We start from the raw sequence: 16817 nt of genomic DNA, 5'->3' as shown, positions 1-16817 counted from the left end.
TTCTTCCCCACAAATTCTGAATTGGAGCAGAGAGCCGGGGCCCATGAATAGGATGGTGAAGGTCACGGCGCGGCAGTAGTTGCCGATCGGCGTCGACAAGCACCCCGTTGATTCAGCGGGAAAGAAGTTGGAGGCCGAATGAATCGCGCGCCGACATGAAGGCTATGTCACAGATGCCGCAACAGGCCGGCGGCCACAGCCTAACGGAACGAATAGCTGGCCTGCGGCGCCTTCTGAAGTCTACTGCTGACCATGGCAGAGATCGAAGAGCCCTTCATTCCGGCAGAAGGATCGCAGAAGGGCCTGCGGACTTTGCGCCCATGTACTACAGGCCAATGCGGGCGCTAGCTTGTGAGGTGAGCGGCGGCCGTACGACGCTTAGCGGGGGCTTCACCCCCTGCACCCCGAGGAAGGCCCTTCGGCCTTCCAACCGCGACACCCCCACCCATTGCCGTTCCTGTGTAGTTCGATCCATATTTGGCTCTGAATAAGAGCTTCGCTCAGCTTGTGAGTGCGTGAGTGCACACCCCTATGGGGGTATTGCTCACGCTCACGCTCACAGTGTTGGCTCGGATGTGTGAGCAGCGTTGTGAGCACCGTTTTTGCTCACGCTCACGCTCACAATGTCGCCGTCAATGGTGACGTCACCAGCTTCCTGAAGTTTTTTCTTGGCAGTGCTGAAGGCTTTCCTGCGAGCTGGATCCGTTCGCTTGTTACACCAGTGCGCATAGCAAGCATTTTGCCAAGCCCTAAGACTGGCGGTGCCTGCAACGACGATTCCGCGTAACAAATTGAGCGCCACAGCTACGTCAGTGAAGGTTTGCTTCTCTGTCGCCTCTTCCACGGTCGCATTTTCGGCATTGGTCCATGAGTTGATCTGGTGAACCACCTGCACGGAGATCTCGCCATCAGCGACAATTAGGTTACTGGACGCGATGTCGAAGGCGAAGCGCGCGCCGGCCGGACCGTCTTTGAATTTCTCGACTCTGAGAATGGACGTAGCGCCCTTTCGGTCGACACTCAGGACGAAGTCAACGTTGTTGAAGAACACCCCGCTTCCACGCATTTCCCGGTTGCCTTTCTTGCCTGGATGGTGAACCCCCATGACCGCGCAGTCGAACTCTTCGTGCAGACAGGCCATGTTCGTTACGGCCTTACTAGCCGCAGCCGCATCGTCCTCCTTGGCATCGCCAAAGCAGGTGGACAGTGTGTCGAAGATGATGAGCGACATCTGCATCCCAGTTGCTCTGACGAGCTCTGCCGCTGCCGTTCGAATGACCAAGCGCGTTTCGCCATCTACAAGACCCTTTTTGGGGCAGGCCATCACCGCAATCGGCACATGATCAGCTACCAGTCCGAGGTATTCTATAGTAGCGCACAGGCGCTGGATGACGCTTCGACGCGCTTCCCCTGTCACGTACAGGACGGCTCCTTTTTTTACCTGCAGGCCGCCCCATTGGAGACCAGCTGCAACAGCTACACTGGTCCGAACTGCAATGCCTGTCTTGCCTGCAGTGCTGGGGCCAAAGATGAAGCCAACGCCTACTGGAAGGACTGCGGGTATGATCTCCCTATGGCACTCGACTTCGAGCAACTGTCGCCGGAGCACTCCTATGCGCTGCGCATTTGCCTTTTCCATGCTGTGTCTCTGTTGCCCTTTCGGCAAGTCTCAAGGAGGAGGGCCTAATGAACCCATCGGGGCCGGCACGAGCCGGTACGTGGACAACGCCGCCTTCACGCCGCGCGCGCCATCCGCAGTTAAACGTCGACAGCTTGAAACGGCGCTTCAGCAACCGCACCGCAGCGCCCTGGCGTCGGTCAATCAGCCACCGCACGGCTTGGTTCGACCGCGGCCGGTTCCGGTCAAGAGCAGCCATGTCGATGTAAGCCACCTGCAGAGTCGCGTTCCGAGCGCGGGGCAAGCATGAGTAGCGCAATCGCGGCGGCGTGCTCGTGATACACGCCGGTGAGCTTGGTCATGCGGAAGGCTTTCCCGCAGTCGGCTGCAACCCAAGTTTGATTGCGATAGGTGCGACAGGCACCATAATTTTCTTGCCTATCCTGATTGTGGGAATGTCGCCGCGCTTGGCGGCTTCGTATGAACCGTTGCGGCTCAGCCCATAGAAGACCGCGCCAGCAATTGGGACGGAAAGCGTCGGGCGGTTCAAAGCGTCTTCGAGCGTCATCAATCACCTATGGATATGAGTAGCCTACGTATGACACGGTAGGGCAGAATTAACTTGCTCGCAACTGAATTATGCGTAACCTACGTAGGAAGTATGAAAGGTGACATGATGGAACGCGACGACATGAAGCCCACGCCGCCAAGACCCCCTTGGGCCGATCCAAAAAGTGAGCGGTTCAACATGTTCATCTCTCCAGCGGAGCTGAAGCAGATCGATGAATGGGCTTGGGCCAACCGCATCCGGTCGAAATCGGACGCGGTTCGCCGCCTGGTCCAGATCGGGCTAGTCTTCGATGAGAACGCGAATGGAATCGCCGGCGCCTTTATGAGTCTTTACGACGATTTTAATACGAAGATGATCGCTGCCGCTGAAGCACTCTCAAAGGGTGATGAAGGAAATGAGGCGCGGACTGATAGCTTTATCAGACAGATGCTCAAGCTCTCGATCGAGACGATGGAACACTTGGGCTCGCTGCAGGTCCAACTCAATTTGGTGATGACACCGGCCATGGCGATGAAAGCCGATGAGAGCTTCGGCACCGCAGAACTAGGGTTCTTAGCGGCTAAGGCTGATTCTTGGGCGAAGCTCATCCGGCAGAACTTGGATATTTACGAGGCAAATAAGCACCGCGGGAAGGAAGACGATCAATGAAGGGCCACATCCGCGAGCGCAGTCCGGGCCATTGGGCTATTGTCCTCGACGTCGGCGAGATTGATGCCAAGACCGGCAAGAAGAAAAGGAAGTGGCACAGCTTCAAGGGTACCAAGCGCGAGGCGCAAAAGGAGTGCTCGCGGCTCGTCACCGTCCTAGATCAAGGGCTCTATGTCGAGTCGACCAAACAGACGGTTGCCGAATTTCTGGACGAGTGGCTGGGGTTCATCAAGCCGTCGGTGGCACCAAAGACGCATGAGCGATACACCGAAATATGCCGGAAGGGGCTTGCACCGCTGATCGGCAACGTGGTCCTGTCCAAGCTGAAAACCGATCGGATCGACGCGGCTTTTACCACAGCATTGACCGCGCCGCGTGTGGACCACCGGGCAAAGAGAGGCGGCGGCGAGCGCGAGCCACTTCCGCCGTTGGCGCCTCGTACGGTCCACCACTACCGCCGGGTGCTGGTTAAGGCGCTGGGCCAAGCAGTGACATGGGAGAGGCTGTCTCGCAATCCAGCTCTTGCGACCACACCCCCGAAGGTCGAACGGCAGAAGATGCTCGCTTACGACGTCGGCCAGACCGCAACTTTGCTGGAAACGCTCCGGCCGACGCGCATTTTCATTCCAATCCTGCTGGCGGTGACGTGCGGCCTTCGCCGCGGTGAGATCCTTGCACTTCGTTGGCGCCACCTAGAGCTTGCAGACAATCGCCGACAGATGTCGATCGAAGAGAGCGCTGAGCAGACCGCTGACGGCGTGCGGTACAAAGAGCCGAAGAGCGGCCGCGCCAGGACCGTTGCTCTCTCTGCCAGCACTGTCGCCGAACTGAAGGCGCACCGCGCGAAGCAGGCCGAAGAACAGTTCCGCCTGGGCACTCGTCCGGACGCCAACAGCTTTGTTGTCGCCCAAGTCGACGGGGAGCCGCTGCAGCCTCGCTCGTTGACGCATGAGTGGGTGCGCGTTCTGGGCAAGACCTCCCTGCCCCGCATCCGGTTCCATGACCTTCGGCATACCCACGCGACGCAGATGCTGTCGGCCGGCATTCACCCAAAAATAGCAAGCGAGCGCTTGGGCCATTCAAACATTGGCATCACGCTGGACCTTTACTCGCATGTCATGCCAGGAATGCAGGCCGACGCAGCGGAGCAAGTTGACGTGGCATTGCAGGCGGCTATAAGCAGCGAGCGAAAAGGCAAATAGTTGCAAAGTGCGTTGCAAACGGCTGATTTGACCAGTTGGGAAACACCAAAAAACACAATGATTGCAATTAGTTGGAGGGATGGCCGAGCGGTTTAAGGCACCGGTCTTGAAAACCGGCGTGGGTGCAAGCCCACCGTGGGTTCGAATCCCACTCCCTCCGCCAGATATTTGGCTACCGTGCTGAATTGCCTCTGTATTTTCAAAGAGGGCCAAATCTTTCCTAAGTTATTCCTATCTTCCTAAAACGAAGAAGCCTGCCACCGCGAGGCAGCGGGCAAGCGTGAGCGCAAACGTTGCGCCAGCCTCAGGATCAACGTTCGTCCTGGCGGTAGAGCCGTTTGGTCGCGCGGTCGCTTTCCATGCGTTCTGCAGGACCACGGTGGCGTCGGGTCATAAGAACGTATGCCATCAATAGGGCCAGCAACAGTGGCCCACCAGCAACGACGATCAACCACATCACACTTTCAAACATGAGGCATCTCCTTCACGTCACAACCGTCAAGGAGAAGAACCGTTCCGTTCAAAGTTACAGCAACACCAGCACCTCCTGCGACTGAGGGCCGTTTTCCCATGTGACCGTTTCGGAAATCCGGGCTCCGCTGCAACAAAAGGCTGCGGCTGCACGTTGCGGTTGATCATTCAACCAGGAGCAAAGCAAATGGCCGACGACAAAACGAAGACGGACTTCCGCGATCGGGACCGCGTCTCTGCCGATGAGGATTATGAAGTCGAGTATTTCGCCACCAAGGCCGGCATCACCCCGCAGCAGGTCAAGGGATTGATCGCGAAGCACGGCAACCGACGCGAGACGCTGGAGCGGGAAGCGAAGGCTCTGGGGAGCGGTAGGTAGGCCGGCATGCCAGAGTACCAGGTGGAAGAGTGGCATGGAGAGGAGTGTGTCTCAACTCAGGCCACGAGCGCCGATGATCCGTTATCTGCGGTAGAGAAGGTCACGGGCCAAAGGGTGTCGCCTAGAGCGCTTCAGGAGCATTGGTTTCGTGTGGTCGATGAAGATGCGCGAAGCACGCATGAATTCAGCCTTGAGGACGGCGGCCCGGCTGGAGATTTCGCAAAATAGCCATGACCAGAATCTCGGACCTGCATTGGGACCAACGCTGCAGATAGGCGAGAAAGGTGCAGCCGCCGGGCGGACCCGACGGCTTATCGTCGATTGGATCGCTGCCGCCGCATGGGGCCTTAAGGCGCGGCCGGCGCCAGCTTGGCGGCTACTTGGTCGATCTTGTCGGCAAGTACGCTATTGGCCCAATCTGTCACCTCAGGGTCAACGGGCTTGTTGGCCATTTGGGCAAGGGCTGCATCGATCGATGGGACGTTGGCAGCGGCAGCTGTGGCGGCGGTCTGAGCAGCGGCCGCATCCTGGGTGGCGTCATCGAGCGCTGCCTGTGCTGCATCGAGGTCGGCCTGCGTCGGGACATCTTCGGGCGGGGTATTCGGGTCAGCCGCTTTCGCATTCAGCGCGTCGAGCGCCGCTTTGGCGTCGGCAACCGCCTGATTAGCGGCATCGAGCGCCGATTGAGCGTTCTTGGCTATTGCCGACTGTGTCACAAAAGCCTGCACGCCAGCGAAGTTCTTGCCCTTGGAGTGCATAAAGGCGTTGGCGTTGCGCTGCAGTGAGTTCAATCGGCCCAGCTTGGCATGGATATTCTTTTCCTTAGACACTGAACCGGTAGCGGCCTTGGCGACCTGGCCCTTGGCGGATGCCGACTTGCCGAGCGAACCGCCGCCTCCGCCATTGCCGCCAGCATTACCGTTTCCTCCGCTATTGCCATTGCCGTTACCGTTACCGTTACCGTTGCCATGGCCGTTACCATGGCCGTTGCCACCAGCAGCAGCCAGGGCCGGCGACACCAGAAGCGAGAACACCGCAAATGCAGCAAAAAGGGTCTTTCGGGATGTCATAACTACCTCCGAGATTGCCACCGCCACTAACCGCTATAGCGGGCAACATGAGGAATCGCTAACACAAAGGGTAAACTTGGATATAGCTGTGCTTTCATTGCGAGAACGAAGCGGCCGGCCGGCGAAACGCCAACCAGCATAACTCTTTGAAATTGCTGAAGTAGATCACCCTCGTTGGGACCGGCCGGCCTTCCGAACTCAAAGGTCCTAGACCGCTCGGACCAAGGTCTTAAGCCGTGGTTTCGGCCGCGACTCAGAAGTCGTGACGGCGCGGCGACCTTCGGTAGTCGGCACCGTATCGGCCTGAGGCCGAGCTCGACATCGATCCGCTGCTGTGTCCCAAAACACCGCCTAAGTGGTTGTATTCTCTGTCTTTTGATATAAGCGCTAGTCTGAGGTAAATTTCGACCGGCATCTGGCGGGCTTACGTTATGCAGCATCGAACGTTCTTTGGCGGCAAGGTCACCGAGATCCCCACTTCGTTACATTGCGATCCCAGGGGAATGCTGACCGCTATCGAGTTCAGCGGTTACAATTTCCAAGCCGTGCGGGCGTTCGTCGTCACCGCGCCGCGCGGCACGTCGCGGGGCGGACATGCACACGGCTCGGGCCGGCAATTGATGATGCAGCTGTCGGGCCAGATCGGCATCGAATTTCGCTATCAGGAACAGATCGAACGGCTGACGCTCACCGCATCGAACCGCGCGGTGCTGGTCGATGCCCCGGTGTGGGCGCTGCAGACCTATGAAGGCGAGAACCCGTCTTTGCTGGTTTTCTGCGATACCGAATACGACCCTGAAAACTACGTATCGAACCCCTGATGACACTCATCGGGAAAGGAGAGGCCGCGATGCGCGCCAGGACATGACAGCGCCTCGCGGCAGAATGGCTATTCTCGGCGCCGGCATCATGGGCGCCAGCCTCGCTCTCATGATGGCCCGCAGAGGCTACGCGGTGTCCCTCTTCGACAAGGAGAGCGAGCCGATGGCCTGCGCCAGCCGTTGGAACGAGGGCAAGATTCATCTCGGCTATCTCTACGGGAACGATCCCTCGCTGCTGACCGCCCGGCATCTGCTTTCGGGAGGGCTGTGTTTCGGCAGGCTTGTTTCCGAGCTGATCGGAAGCAATCTGGAAGCGCACATGACCCTTTCGGAAGACCTTTATCTGATCCATCGCAACTCGATCGTCGCTGCCGAGGCGCTGGGGGCGATCTTTGAACGTGTGGATGTATTGGTGCGCAGCCACGCTGACGCCACGAGCTACCTTGCCGACGTATCGGCGGCGCGGTCGAAACGGCTTTCCAGAACTGAATTGGCCGATGTCACCAACTCGGACCAGATCGTCGGCGGCTTCCAGGTGCCGGAGCGATCCGTCAACACGCGATGGGTTGCCGACCGGCTTTGCGCGGCGCTTCGGGGTGAACCCAATATCAGCTTGCGGATGGCGTCCAAAGTCCTGTCGGCACAGCCGGTGGACGGAATTGACGGGAAATGGCGCGTGGCGGTCGCAGGCAAGAAAAGTGAGGCGTTCGACATCGTCGTCAATTGCCTTTGGGAGGGGCGGCTGGCTGTCGACCGCACGGCCGGCATCGAGCCGGTTCCCGGATGGTCGCACCGCTACAGGCTTTGCCTGTTCGGCCGCACCAGGCAGCCTGTCAATGTGCCATGCGCGGTCGTCGCCCTTGGCCCGTTCGGCGACATAAAAAACTATGACGGGCGCAACTTCTATCTCTCCTGGTACCCGAGCGGGTTGCTTGCGGAGAGTGGCGAATTGTCGATCGAAACGCCGCAAGCGCTCGATGCCGACGCACGACAGCGGTTCATCGGCGACGTTCGCGCCACGCTCGCCCGGTTGGTGCCCAGTGTTTCCAGCATGTTCGACGATGCCGAGGAGCTTGAGGTACGCGGCGGCTTCGTGTTTGCGCAAGGGCGTGGTTCGCTCAGCGACCCGAAAGCCACAATCCATCGCCGCGACCAATTCGGGGTCAACCGCCTGGGCAACTACATCTCGGTCGACACAGGTAAATATTCGACGGCGCCGTGGCTTGCCGACAGGCTGGCGCGGCAAATCTGCGGGATCGAGTGAATGGGTGAGACAGAACAGGGCGGCGCGAAGCAGGTAGCGCAGAAACAAGTCCAGCTTCGATCCGGCTGGCGGCCGAAGGTCACGGCGCTGGTGCCATGCTACAATTCGGCGGCATTCATTTCGCGTACGCTGGACAGCCTCGCCGCGCAGACCTGGGACAATATCGAGATCCTGGTCGGGGAGGACAATTCGACCGACGCGACATTCGAGATCGTTTCAGCCTTCGCCGGCGGCCGCGACGATGTCCGTATCCTCCGCCGGGACAAAAACCTGGGATGGCTGAAGAACTCCAACGATCTGATGGCCAATGCCAGCGGCGAATTGATGTTCTTTGCCTTCCATGACGACGTCATCGATCCAACCTATATCGAGGCGCTGGTGCGGGCGCTCGATGCCAATCCCGCGGCCGTACTGTCGTTCAGCGACGTCGAAGTGATCGAAGTCAGCGGCGAAAGTGCCACGTGGAAGTTCGACCTGCTGGAGGGCTTGCAGGACGGTTTTGCGCGTGGCCGGGCGATGGCGCGCCAGCCGCATGGATGGTGGGTTCCCAATCGTGGGATATTCAGGGCCTGGGCGTTCCACCGTAGCGGCGGGATCAAGCCCAACAGCCAAGGCGAATTCAGCGCCGACTGGACCTGGCTTCTGCATCTGTCGCTGCTCGGCGGCTTTGTCCGCGTGCCGCAAGTGCTCTGCCACAAATACTACCGGGCGGGCAGCATCAGCCGGCGCTGGGACCGCAACAGCACCCAACGAAGGGCCTTGCGGGCGGCGGGGATAAGGGAGGTCTGGCACAGCGAGGCCGGCCTTGCACAAAGAGCCTTCCTCGCTGTCTATATCGCCTTGCGGCCGTGGCGGTGGGTGCCGCGATCGCGAGAAGCGCAAAGACGGCGAAACAGGCAATCGGTGCATGGCAGCCCGGACAAATAAGAATGGCGCCGGCGACGTATCAAAGCGGCTGCGTCAAAACACCCTGCCCGGCCAACGGCGATTTCCGCGCATATCCGGCTGCCCCAAAATGGCACTCCGGTTGATTTTTCACGCGAGTTATGGTCGTTCTCCCGCCCATGAAAAAACTATTCCTTGCGGCGCTGGCCTCGGTGACGCTGGCCTGGCCCGCCCACGCGATGGACGCCGCCCTGCGCGCCGGCCTGCTGAAACTCGACCCGGAGACCCGGCTGGAGCAGAGATGCGACGCCGAAGTGCTCGACCGCATCAGCCATGACGACCACAAGTACAAGGCAGACCGCGTCGTCGCCTACGCCTTCGCGACGCCGGAAATGAAGGCCGATGCCATCCGCAGCCCGGGCGCTGCCTTCCGCAGCAAGGGGCAGTGGTACCGGCTGAAGTTCAAATGCGAGACGGCGCCTGACCATATGGAGGTCCTGCAGTTCCGTTACCGCATCGGCGACGAGATTCCGGAAGCCGACTGGGCGAAGTACAATCTCTACGACTGAATTCGCTGCGACCAGAATTCTCTCTGGCAGAACGACCTTCCCTATTCCCGTGGCTTTCAGCGTCGGCCGTTAGAGCGGTTCAGCTTTTTACAGAGCAGCTGACCCACTCTAACTCTTTGTTTTTGCATGATTCCGGACGGAAAACCGCTACGCACTTTTCCTGGAATTGCGCCGGCAGTCTCTTGACGCGCGGGAACCATACACGTTAGGGCGTCGGCATATCCGACGACGAACACGCCGATACAGCAAGGGGCTCCGGTCGATGGACATTTTCAGCGCTGCAAGCATGACGGCCCTCCTCCAGGTCATCGCCATCGATCTGGTGCTTGCCGGCGACAATGCCATCGTCATCGGCCTTGCCGCCGCCGGCCTGCCGGTCGAGCAGCGCAAGAAAGCCATCCTGATCGGCGTGTTGGCGGCGACTGTGCTGCGCATCCTGTTTGCCGCCGTCACCGTCAAGCTTCTTGCCATTGTCGGCCTGCTGCTGGCCGGCGGCATCCTTTTGTTGTGGGTGTGCTGGAAGATGTGGCGCGAGCTGCGGACGTCGCATGCCGACGAGTTCGAGGCGACCGAGGCGCTCTCCGATTCCGACCTCAACAGCGACAGAACGGTAGGTGGCAAGGCGCCGCGCAAGACGCTCGGCCAGGCGGCCCTGCAGATCGTCGTCGCCGATGTTTCGATGTCGCTGGACAATGTGCTGGCGGTCGCCGGTGCGGCGCGCGATCATTTTCCGGTGCTTGTCATAGGCCTGGTGCTGTCGATCGCCTTGATGGGCTTGGCCGCGAGCTTCATTGCCAAGCTGCTGCACCGCCACCGCTGGATCGCTTATGTCGGCCTGCTGATCATTCTCTACGTCGCGATCGATATGGTCTATCGCGGCGTTGTCGAGGTCTGGCCGCATGTCAGTCCTGTGGTGAGCTGACTCTGCCGGTCCTACAGCTTCTGTATATTACGGGTATCTGCCGGAGGCAGTGGTCGCGTTCGCCGCAGCCGCTGCCCATACCAATGCCGCAATAAGTGTGGTACTGGCCGCCGATCCCGAAAAACCCGGAATGTTTCTCATGTCTGCGCCTCGCGTCAGTTTCGTCAGCCTTGGATGCCCGAAGGCGCTTGTGGATTCCGAGCGCATCATCACGCGCCTGCGCGCCGAAGGCTATGAGATCGCGCGCAAGCATGACGGCGCGGACCTTGTCGTCGTCAACACCTGCGGCTTTCTCGATTCGGCCCGCGACGAATCGCTCAACGCCATTGGTTCGGCGCTTTCGGAAAACGGCCGGGTGATCGTCACCGGCTGCCTCGGCGCCGAGCCGGACGTCATACGAGAGAAGCACCCCAACGTCCTCGCCATCACCGGCCCGCAGGCCTATGAGAGCGTGATGGCCGCGGTGCATGAGGCGGCGCCGCCCAGCCACGATCCCTATATCGACCTTCTGCCGCCGCAAGGCGTCAAGCTGACGCCGCGCCACTACGCCTATCTCAAGATTTCCGAAGGCTGCAACAACCGCTGCACCTTCTGCATCATTCCGGCACTGCGCGGCGACCTCGTCTCGCGCCCGGCGGCCGATGTGCTGCGCGAGGCCGAGAAGCTGGCCAAGGCCGGCGTCAAGGAACTGCTGGTCATCTCGCAGGACACCAGCGCCTACGGCATCGACATCAAGTACCAGACGTCGATGTTCGGCGACCGCGAAGTGCGGGCGAAATTCCTCGACCTTTCGGAGGAGCTGGGCAAGCTCGGCATCTGGGTACGCATGCACTATGTCTACCCCTACCCGCATGTCGCCGATGTCATCCCGCTAATGGCGGATGGAAAAATCCTTCCCTATCTGGACATCCCCTTCCAGCACGCCTCGCCGCAGGTGCTGAAGAACATGCGCCGTCCAGCCCATGGCGAAAAGACGCTGGAGCGCATTCGCGGCTGGCGCGAGGTGTGCCCGGATCTGGCGATACGCTCGACCTTCATCGTCGGTTTCCCCGGCGAGACCGACGAGGATTTCGAGATGCTGCTCGACTGGCTGGACGAGGCCAGGATCGATCGCGCCGGCTGCTTTAAATACGAGCCGGTCCGCGGCGCCCGCTCCAACGATCTCGGCCTCGAACAGGTGCCGCAGGAGATCAAGGAAGCGCGCTGGCATCGCTTCATGCAGCGCCAGCAGAAGATCTCGGCGACGCAGCTGGCCAAGAAGGTCGGCAAGCGCCTGCCGGTGCTGATCGACGAGGCGCATGGCACGTCTGCCAAGGGCCGGACAAAATACGACGCGCCCGAGATCGACGGTTCGGTGCATATCCAGTCGCGCCGCCCGCTGCGCCAAGGCGACATCGTCACGGTCAAGATCGACCGCGCCGACGCCTACGACCTTTACGGCTCGGCGGTTTAGAAAATTACCAAAAAGGGCGCCTCCCGGCGCCCTCGGATTTTTGGCACAGCCCTCGGCGCGGTTTCGCAGTCGAAGCGTGCAGCCCGCGAAACGAAAAAGGGCGCCGCGCGGCGCCCCTTCTCCTTTGCGTTTCCGATATTTACTGCGGCAACTTGTCGTCGACGCCCTTCACATAGAAGTTCATGCCGAGCAGCGTGCCGTCGTCGGCGACTTCGCCGTCCTTGAGCCACGGCGTGCCGTCCTGCTTGGCGACCGGTCCGGTGAAGGGGTTCCAGCCATCTGCGATTTTCTTGGCGGTTGCCTCGGCCATCGCCTTCACATCGTCCGGCATGTTGGTGAAGGGCGCCAGCTTGACGGCGCCGTCCTTGATGCCGAGCCAGACATTGTCCGGCTTCCAGGTGCCGTCGAGCGCTGCCTGAACGCGGCTGATGTAGTACGGCCCCCATTCGTCCGTCAGCGAGGTCAGCTGCGCGTTCGGCGCGAACTTGATCATGTCGGAGGACTGGCCGAAGCCGTGCAGCTTGCGCTCTTCCGCCACCTGCAAGGCAGCGGTGGAATCGGTGTGCTGAACGATGATGTCGGCGCCCTGATCGAACAGTGCCTTGGCCGCGTCAGCTTCCTTGCCCGGATCGAACCAGGAGTTCACCCAGACGATCTTGGCCTTGAAGTTCGGGTTGACCGACTGCGCGCCGAGCATGAAGGAGTTGATACCCATCACCACTTCGGGGATCGGGAAGGAAACGATATAGCCGGCGACCCCTGCCTTCGATTCCTTGGCGGCGATCTGGCCGAGCACATAGCGGCCTTCATAGAAGCGCGCATTGTAGATGCCGAGATTGTCAGCGGTCTTGTAGCCGGTGGCGTGCTCGAACATCACTTTGGGGAACTTCTTGGCGACCTTCACTTCCGGGTCCATGAAGCCGAAAGAGGTGCCGAAGATGATCTTGCAGCCTTCGCGCGCCAGACGCTCGAAAGCGCGGTCGGCATCGGGACCTTCCGAGACGTTCTCGAGATAGGCGGTTTCGACCTTGTCGCCGAGCGCCTTTTCCACCTCGAGGCGGCCCTGGTCGTGCTGGTAGGAATAGCCGAAGTCGCCGATCGGGCCGGTGTAGACCCAGCATGCCTTCAACTTGTCGGCGGCCTGCGCGGACGCCGCCAGTGACATGGCGGCGGTCGTGGTCATCAACGCAATAAGCAGTTTTTTCATTGTGTTACCTCTCTGAGTTTAGCCTTGGAGCTTCCCGTTTGTTTTTGTTGTCAACGATCCGGAACGAATGGCTGCCCCAAGGAAGCCGGCGTGTTCATCATCGTCAGACGCTTGTTGCGCGAGATTAGAACGAGAACCACGACGGTTGCCAGATAGGGCAGAGAAGAAAGCAGCTGCGAAGGCACCGGAATGCCAAATGCCTGTGCATGAAGCTGGCCGATCCACACCGCGCCGAAGATGTAGGCGCCGGCGAGCACGCGCCACGGCCGCCAGGAGGCGAAGACGACCAGCGCCAGCGCGATCCAGCCGCGGCCCGCGCTCATGTTCTCCACCCATTGCGGCGTGTAGACCAGCGACAGATGGCCGCCGGCAAGGCCGGCGCAGGCGCCGCCGAAGATGACCGCGAGATAGCGGTAGCGGATGACCTTGATGCCGAGCGCATGCGCCGATGTGTGGCTGTCGCCGATCGAGCGCAGAGTGAGGCCGGTGCGGGTCTTGAACAGGAACCACATGACGGCCGCCGTCAGCGCGATCGAGATGTAGAAGATCGGGTCCTGGCCGAACAACAGCCTGCCGACCACGGGAATGTCGGTGAGCACCGGAACGTAGAGGTTTGGCAGCCGCTCGCCGGGCTGGCCGACGAAGCTGGTCCCCATCATGCCGGAAAGGCCGAGGCCGAGCAGCGTCAACGACAGGCCGGTCGCCACCTGATTGGTGGCGAGCGACAGCGTCATCACCGCAAACAGCAGCGAGAACACCGCGCCCATGGCAATTGCCGCCAACAGGCCCATCCAGGGCGATCCCGTGAGATAGCCGGCTCCGAAGCCGCCGACGGCGCCCATGATCATCATGCCTTCGACGCCGAGGTTGAGCACGCCGGAGCGCTCGACCACCAGTTCGCCGATGGCCGCTATTAAAAGCGGCGTCGCCGCCGTGGCGATGGTCAAAAGGATGTTGACGGCGATGTCCATCAGCGGGCTTCCTTCAACTTCGGCGCGGCTTCAAGCTTCGCCGCGCTTTTCGTCAGCGCCATGCCGACCAGACGGATGCGATAGTGGATGAGCGTGTCGCAGCCGAGCACGAAGAACAAAAGCATGCCCTGGAACACGCGTGCCACTTTGTCGGAAATGCCGAGCGCGCTCTGCACCGCCTCGCCGCCGAGATAGGTCAACGCCAGCACCAGGCCGGCGGCGACAATGCCGAGCGGATTGAGCCGGCCGAGGAACGCGACAATAATGGCGGTGAAGCCGTAGCCGGGCGAGATCACCGGCTGGAGCTGGCCGATGGCGCCGGAGACTTCCGAAATGCCGGCAAGCCCAGCCAGCGCGCCTGACAGCAGGAAGGCGAAGAACACCATGCGGTTGAGGCCGAAACCGGCGAAGCGCCCTGCCCTCGGGCTGGAGCCGAGCACGCGGACCTCAAAACCCTTGAGCAGGCGGCTCATCAGCACCCAGATCAGCACGGCTGCAACAAGCGCGAAGACAAAACCCCAATTGGCGCGGCCGGCATCCGGCATCAGTTCGGGCAGGACCGCCGAGTCATTGAACTGGATCGTCTGCGGGAAACCGTGGCCCTGTGGATCGCGCCAGGGGCCGCGCACCAGCCAGTCGAGGAAAAGCTGGGCGACATAGACCAGCATCAGGCTGGTCAGGATTTCGTTGGTGCCGAAGCGCGTCTTCAAGAGAGCCGGGATTGCTGCATAGGCGGCACCGCCGACCATGCCGAACAACAGCATCAGCGGCAGCACCAGCGGGCCTTCGAACCCGGGAAACAGCACCGGAACGGCCGAGCCGAAAATGCCGCCGAGGATGAACTGTCCCTCAGCGCCGATGTTCCAGATGTTGGCCTTGTAACAGACCGACAGGCCGACCGCGATCAGGATCAACGGCGCGGCCTTGATCGCCAGCTCATGCAGCTGCCAGACCTGGCTGATCGGCTCGATGAAATAGATCTCAAATGCGCTCAGCGGGTTGACGCCGAGCAGCGCGAACAGAACCGCGCCGGCGATGATCGTTAGGGCGAAGGCGATGAAGGGCGACAGCGCCGAAAAGAGCATAGAGCGCTGCGGGCGTTTGACGAGTTCGAGGCGCATCATGCCGTCTCCAGACCATGTTCGGCGTGGCCAGGCTCGGCGCCGCCCATCAACAGACCGACCTTTTCGAAAGTTGCCTCGGCGATCGGCAGCGGTTTGGACAATTCGCCATTGTGCATGACCGCGATCGCATCCGAAATCTCGAACAGCTCATCGAGGTCCTGGCTGATGACCAGAACTGCCGAGCCGCTGCGCGCCAGTTCGATCAGCGCCTGGCGGATGTGGGCGGCGGCACCGGCGTCGACGCCCCAGGTCGGCTGGTTGACGACCATGACGGCAGGGCTGCGGTCGAGTTCGCGACCGACGATGAATTTCTGCAAATTGCCGCCCGAAAGGGCCGCGGCTTCCGGATCGGGCGCGCTCTTGCGCACATCCATGGCCACGATGATGCGCTGGGCGGCGGCATAGACCGCACCGCTTTTGACCGCGCCGCCGGCGCCGACAAAAACCTTGCCGTCGGTGGCGTGCCGCGACAGAAGCAGATTTTCCGAAAGCTTCATGCGTGGCGCGGCGCCATGGCCGAGGCGTTCTTCCGGCACGAAGGCAGCGCCCATCAGCCGCCGGCCTGTGATCGTGAGCGAGCCGGCATCCTTGCCGCGGATGCGCACGGATGCGGCGTCCTGCTGCAGCACCTCGCCGGAGACGGATTCGAAGAACTCGCCCTGGCCGTTGCCGGCGACACCGGCAATGCCGATCACCTCGCCGGCGCGCACAGTGAGGTTGATATTCTTCAGCGGAATCGAAAACGGCGTTGCCGGCTTGCGGCTGAGGGCGCGGATTTCGAGCAGCGGCTGCGCGGTCTCGATGCCTTCGGCCGGCGCACGCACCACGGCCTTCACCTCGTTGCCGACCATCATGCGAGCCAGCGACGAAGCCGTTTCCTCGCGCGGATTGCAATGGCCGACGACCTTGCCGTGACGCAGCACGGTGGCGCGGTCGCAGATGCGTTTGACCTCTTCCAGCCGGTGCGAAATGTAGAGGATGGATTTGCCCTCCGAGCGCAGGCGCTCAAGCGTTTCGAACAGCTTGTCGGCTTCCTGCGGCGTCAGCACCGAGGTCGGCTCGTCGAGGATGATGAGCTGCGGCGTCTGCAACAGGCAGCGGATGATCTCGATGCGCTGGCGTTCGCCGACCGAGAGATCGCCGACCAGCGAGTCCGGATCGAGCGGCAGGCCATAGCTGAAGGAAAGCGCCCTCGCCTTGGCCGCGATCGAGCTGATCGGTGAGCCGTCATCCAGAGACAGAGCGATATTCTCGGCCGCGGTCAGCGCCTCGAACAGCGAAAAGTGCTGAAACACCATGCCGATGCCGAGCTTCTTCGCCATGCCCGGACTGGTGATCCGCACCGCTTCGCCGTTCCAGAATATCTCGCCGGAATTGGGCTCCAGCGAACCGAACAGCATCTTGACCAGCGTCGACTTGCCGGCGCCGTTTTCGCCAAGCAGCGCGTGGATCTCGCCCTTGGCGATGTTGAGGTCGATATGATCGCACGCCGTCAACGTGCCGAATATCTTGGTCAGGCCACGAACCTCAAGCAGGTTCGCTCCATCATGATCTGCACTCACAGTGCCTCCCATCCGGTTCCCGGACATGTTCTGTGTTCCCGCCAGCATGGTATGCGCTGGCCGCTCTCGTGCGAAAGCAG

At 61.1% G+C, this 16817-nt stretch carries 17 protein-coding genes and 1 tRNA gene; 10 read left to right on the top strand and 8 right to left on the bottom strand.

Annotated elements, in window-relative coordinates:
• Positions 1-556: 556 nt before the first annotated feature.
• Both NKI64_RS25205 and NKI64_RS25200 read right to left on the bottom strand, forming a co-directional pair.
• Positions 557-1639 (bottom strand): AAA family ATPase, encoded by a 1083-nt coding sequence (locus tag NKI64_RS25205; protein WP_023726562.1) that lies wholly within the window; start codon positions 1637-1639, stop codon positions 557-559.
• 337 nt (positions 1640-1976) lie between these two features.
• Positions 1977-2186, bottom strand: a complete 210-nt coding sequence (locus tag NKI64_RS25200) for a hypothetical protein (protein WP_032996233.1) — start codon at positions 2184-2186, stop codon at positions 1977-1979.
• A gap of 105 nt (positions 2187-2291) precedes the next feature.
• Between NKI64_RS25200 and NKI64_RS25195 the strand changes: the two genes are divergently transcribed.
• The 3 genes from NKI64_RS25195 (at position 2292) to NKI64_RS25185 (ending at position 4202) form a co-directional block, all read left to right on the top strand.
• Positions 2292-2837, top strand: a complete 546-nt coding sequence (locus NKI64_RS25195) for a hypothetical protein (RefSeq protein WP_352670689.1) — start codon at positions 2292-2294, stop codon at positions 2835-2837.
• Positions 2834-4039 (top strand): tyrosine-type recombinase/integrase, encoded by a 1206-nt coding sequence (locus NKI64_RS25190; protein WP_352670686.1) that lies wholly within the window; start codon positions 2834-2836, stop codon positions 4037-4039. The genes NKI64_RS25195 and NKI64_RS25190 overlap by 4 nt, the downstream gene beginning before the upstream one ends.
• A gap of 73 nt (positions 4040-4112) precedes the next feature.
• Positions 4113-4202: transfer RNA gene (locus NKI64_RS25185), tRNA-Ser, on the top strand.
• Positions 4203-4349: 147 nt separating this feature from the next.
• Here the strand turns inward: NKI64_RS25185 and NKI64_RS25180 are convergent.
• Positions 4350-4511, bottom strand: a complete 162-nt coding sequence (locus NKI64_RS25180; RefSeq protein ID WP_023691300.1) for a hypothetical protein — start codon at positions 4509-4511, stop codon at positions 4350-4352.
• 186 nt (positions 4512-4697) lie between these two features.
• Here NKI64_RS25180 and NKI64_RS25175 point away from each other — a divergent pair, with 186 nt between their 5' ends.
• Positions 4698-4889, top strand: coding sequence for a DUF3606 domain-containing protein (locus NKI64_RS25175; RefSeq protein WP_352670684.1), 192 nt, complete (start codon positions 4698-4700; stop codon positions 4887-4889).
• Positions 4890-5236: 347 nt separating this feature from the next.
• Here NKI64_RS25175 and NKI64_RS25170 read toward each other — a convergent pair whose 3' ends face one another.
• Positions 5237-5959, bottom strand: coding sequence for a hypothetical protein (locus tag NKI64_RS25170; protein ID WP_352670681.1), 723 nt, complete (start codon positions 5957-5959; stop codon positions 5237-5239).
• Between the two features lie 431 nt (positions 5960-6390).
• On the opposite strand from NKI64_RS25170, the gene NKI64_RS25165 reads away from it, so the two are divergent.
• The 6 genes from NKI64_RS25165 (at position 6391) to rimO (ending at position 11873) form a co-directional block, all read left to right on the top strand.
• A complete protein-coding gene (locus NKI64_RS25165) occupies positions 6391-6780 on the top strand; it encodes a sugar 3,4-ketoisomerase (protein WP_023832183.1) in 390 nt (129 codons plus the stop codon).
• Between the two features lie 43 nt (positions 6781-6823).
• Positions 6824-8044 (top strand): FAD-dependent oxidoreductase, encoded by a 1221-nt coding sequence (locus NKI64_RS25160; RefSeq protein WP_352670679.1) that lies wholly within the window; start codon positions 6824-6826, stop codon positions 8042-8044.
• Entirely contained in the window at positions 8045-8971 is a 927-nt protein-coding gene (locus NKI64_RS25155) for a glycosyltransferase family 2 protein (protein ID WP_023691313.1), read from the top strand. It begins immediately after the preceding gene.
• Between the two features lie 119 nt (positions 8972-9090).
• The gene (locus NKI64_RS25150) at positions 9091-9498 is read left to right on the top strand and encodes a DUF930 domain-containing protein (protein WP_032889884.1); all 408 of its coding nucleotides are present in this window, start codon (positions 9091-9093) and stop codon (positions 9496-9498) included.
• A 262-nt stretch (positions 9499-9760) separates the two neighbouring features.
• Positions 9761-10420 (top strand): TerC family protein, encoded by a 660-nt coding sequence (locus tag NKI64_RS25145; protein WP_023668959.1) that lies wholly within the window; start codon positions 9761-9763, stop codon positions 10418-10420.
• Between the two features lie 139 nt (positions 10421-10559).
• On the top strand, positions 10560-11873 hold the full coding sequence (gene rimO, locus NKI64_RS25140) for a 30S ribosomal protein S12 methylthiotransferase RimO (protein ID WP_023691314.1): 1314 nt from the start codon (positions 10560-10562) through the stop codon (positions 11871-11873).
• Positions 11874-12012: 139 nt separating this feature from the next.
• On the opposite strand, the gene NKI64_RS25135 is transcribed toward rimO, so the two are convergent.
• From NKI64_RS25135 to NKI64_RS25120, 4 genes are read right to left on the bottom strand one after another with little or no spacing between them, the layout of a single operon-like run.
• Positions 12013-13080 (bottom strand): BMP family ABC transporter substrate-binding protein, encoded by a 1068-nt coding sequence (locus NKI64_RS25135; RefSeq protein ID WP_023682527.1) that lies wholly within the window; start codon positions 13078-13080, stop codon positions 12013-12015.
• A 50-nt stretch (positions 13081-13130) separates the two neighbouring features.
• A complete protein-coding gene (locus tag NKI64_RS25130; protein WP_023682526.1) occupies positions 13131-14051 on the bottom strand; it encodes an ABC transporter permease in 921 nt (306 codons plus the stop codon).
• On the bottom strand, positions 14051-15175 hold the full coding sequence (locus tag NKI64_RS25125) for an ABC transporter permease (protein WP_031251352.1): 1125 nt from the start codon (positions 15173-15175) through the stop codon (positions 14051-14053). Before NKI64_RS25125 ends, NKI64_RS25130 begins: the two co-directional genes overlap by 1 nt.
• Entirely contained in the window at positions 15172-16749 is a 1578-nt protein-coding gene (locus NKI64_RS25120) for an ABC transporter ATP-binding protein (RefSeq protein WP_023726570.1), read from the bottom strand. The genes NKI64_RS25125 and NKI64_RS25120 overlap by 4 nt, the downstream gene beginning before the upstream one ends.
• Between the last annotated feature and the right edge of the window lie 68 nt (positions 16750-16817).

The organism is Mesorhizobium sp. M0478, from assembly GCF_040321305.1.
Lineage (GTDB): Bacteria > Pseudomonadota > Alphaproteobacteria > Rhizobiales > Rhizobiaceae > Mesorhizobium.
Note: the sequence above shows the minus strand (reverse complement) of the source record. Positions and strands in the feature narration are given on the sequence as shown.

Bases quoted from the DNA above. Each gene is read 5' to 3' on its own strand.
- NKI64_RS25190 (WP_352670686.1), top strand. From the start codon at position 2,834: ATGAAGGGCCACATCCGCGAGCGCAGTCCGGGCCATTGGGCTATTGTC.
- NKI64_RS25125 (WP_031251352.1), bottom strand. From the start codon at position 15,175: ATGATGCGCCTCGAACTCGTCAAACGCCCGCAGCGCTCTATGCTCTTT.
- NKI64_RS25120 (WP_023726570.1), bottom strand. From the start codon at position 16,749: ATGGGAGGCACTGTGAGTGCAGATCATGATGGAGCGAACCTGCTTGAG.
- NKI64_RS25180 (WP_023691300.1), bottom strand. From the start codon at position 4,511: ATGTTTGAAAGTGTGATGTGGTTGATCGTCGTTGCTGGTGGGCCACTG.
- NKI64_RS25175 (WP_352670684.1), top strand. From the start codon at position 4,698: ATGGCCGACGACAAAACGAAGACGGACTTCCGCGATCGGGACCGCGTC.
- NKI64_RS25165 (WP_023832183.1), top strand. From the start codon at position 6,391: ATGCAGCATCGAACGTTCTTTGGCGGCAAGGTCACCGAGATCCCCACT.
- NKI64_RS25135 (WP_023682527.1), bottom strand. From the start codon at position 13,080: ATGAAAAAACTGCTTATTGCGTTGATGACCACGACCGCCGCCATGTCA.
- NKI64_RS25155 (WP_023691313.1), top strand. From the start codon at position 8,045: ATGGGTGAGACAGAACAGGGCGGCGCGAAGCAGGTAGCGCAGAAACAA.
- NKI64_RS25170 (WP_352670681.1), bottom strand. From the start codon at position 5,959: ATGACATCCCGAAAGACCCTTTTTGCTGCATTTGCGGTGTTCTCGCTT.
- NKI64_RS25205 (WP_023726562.1), bottom strand. From the start codon at position 1,639: ATGGAAAAGGCAAATGCGCAGCGCATAGGAGTGCTCCGGCGACAGTTG.
- NKI64_RS25200 (WP_032996233.1), bottom strand. From the start codon at position 2,186: ATGACGCTCGAAGACGCTTTGAACCGCCCGACGCTTTCCGTCCCAATT.
- NKI64_RS25195 (WP_352670689.1), top strand. From the start codon at position 2,292: ATGATGGAACGCGACGACATGAAGCCCACGCCGCCAAGACCCCCTTGG.
- NKI64_RS25150 (WP_032889884.1), top strand. From the start codon at position 9,091: ATGGTCGTTCTCCCGCCCATGAAAAAACTATTCCTTGCGGCGCTGGCC.
- NKI64_RS25145 (WP_023668959.1), top strand. From the start codon at position 9,761: ATGGACATTTTCAGCGCTGCAAGCATGACGGCCCTCCTCCAGGTCATC.
- NKI64_RS25130 (WP_023682526.1), bottom strand. From the start codon at position 14,051: ATGGACATCGCCGTCAACATCCTTTTGACCATCGCCACGGCGGCGACG.
- NKI64_RS25160 (WP_352670679.1), top strand. From the start codon at position 6,824: ATGACAGCGCCTCGCGGCAGAATGGCTATTCTCGGCGCCGGCATCATG.
- rimO (WP_023691314.1), top strand. From the start codon at position 10,560: ATGTCTGCGCCTCGCGTCAGTTTCGTCAGCCTTGGATGCCCGAAGGCG.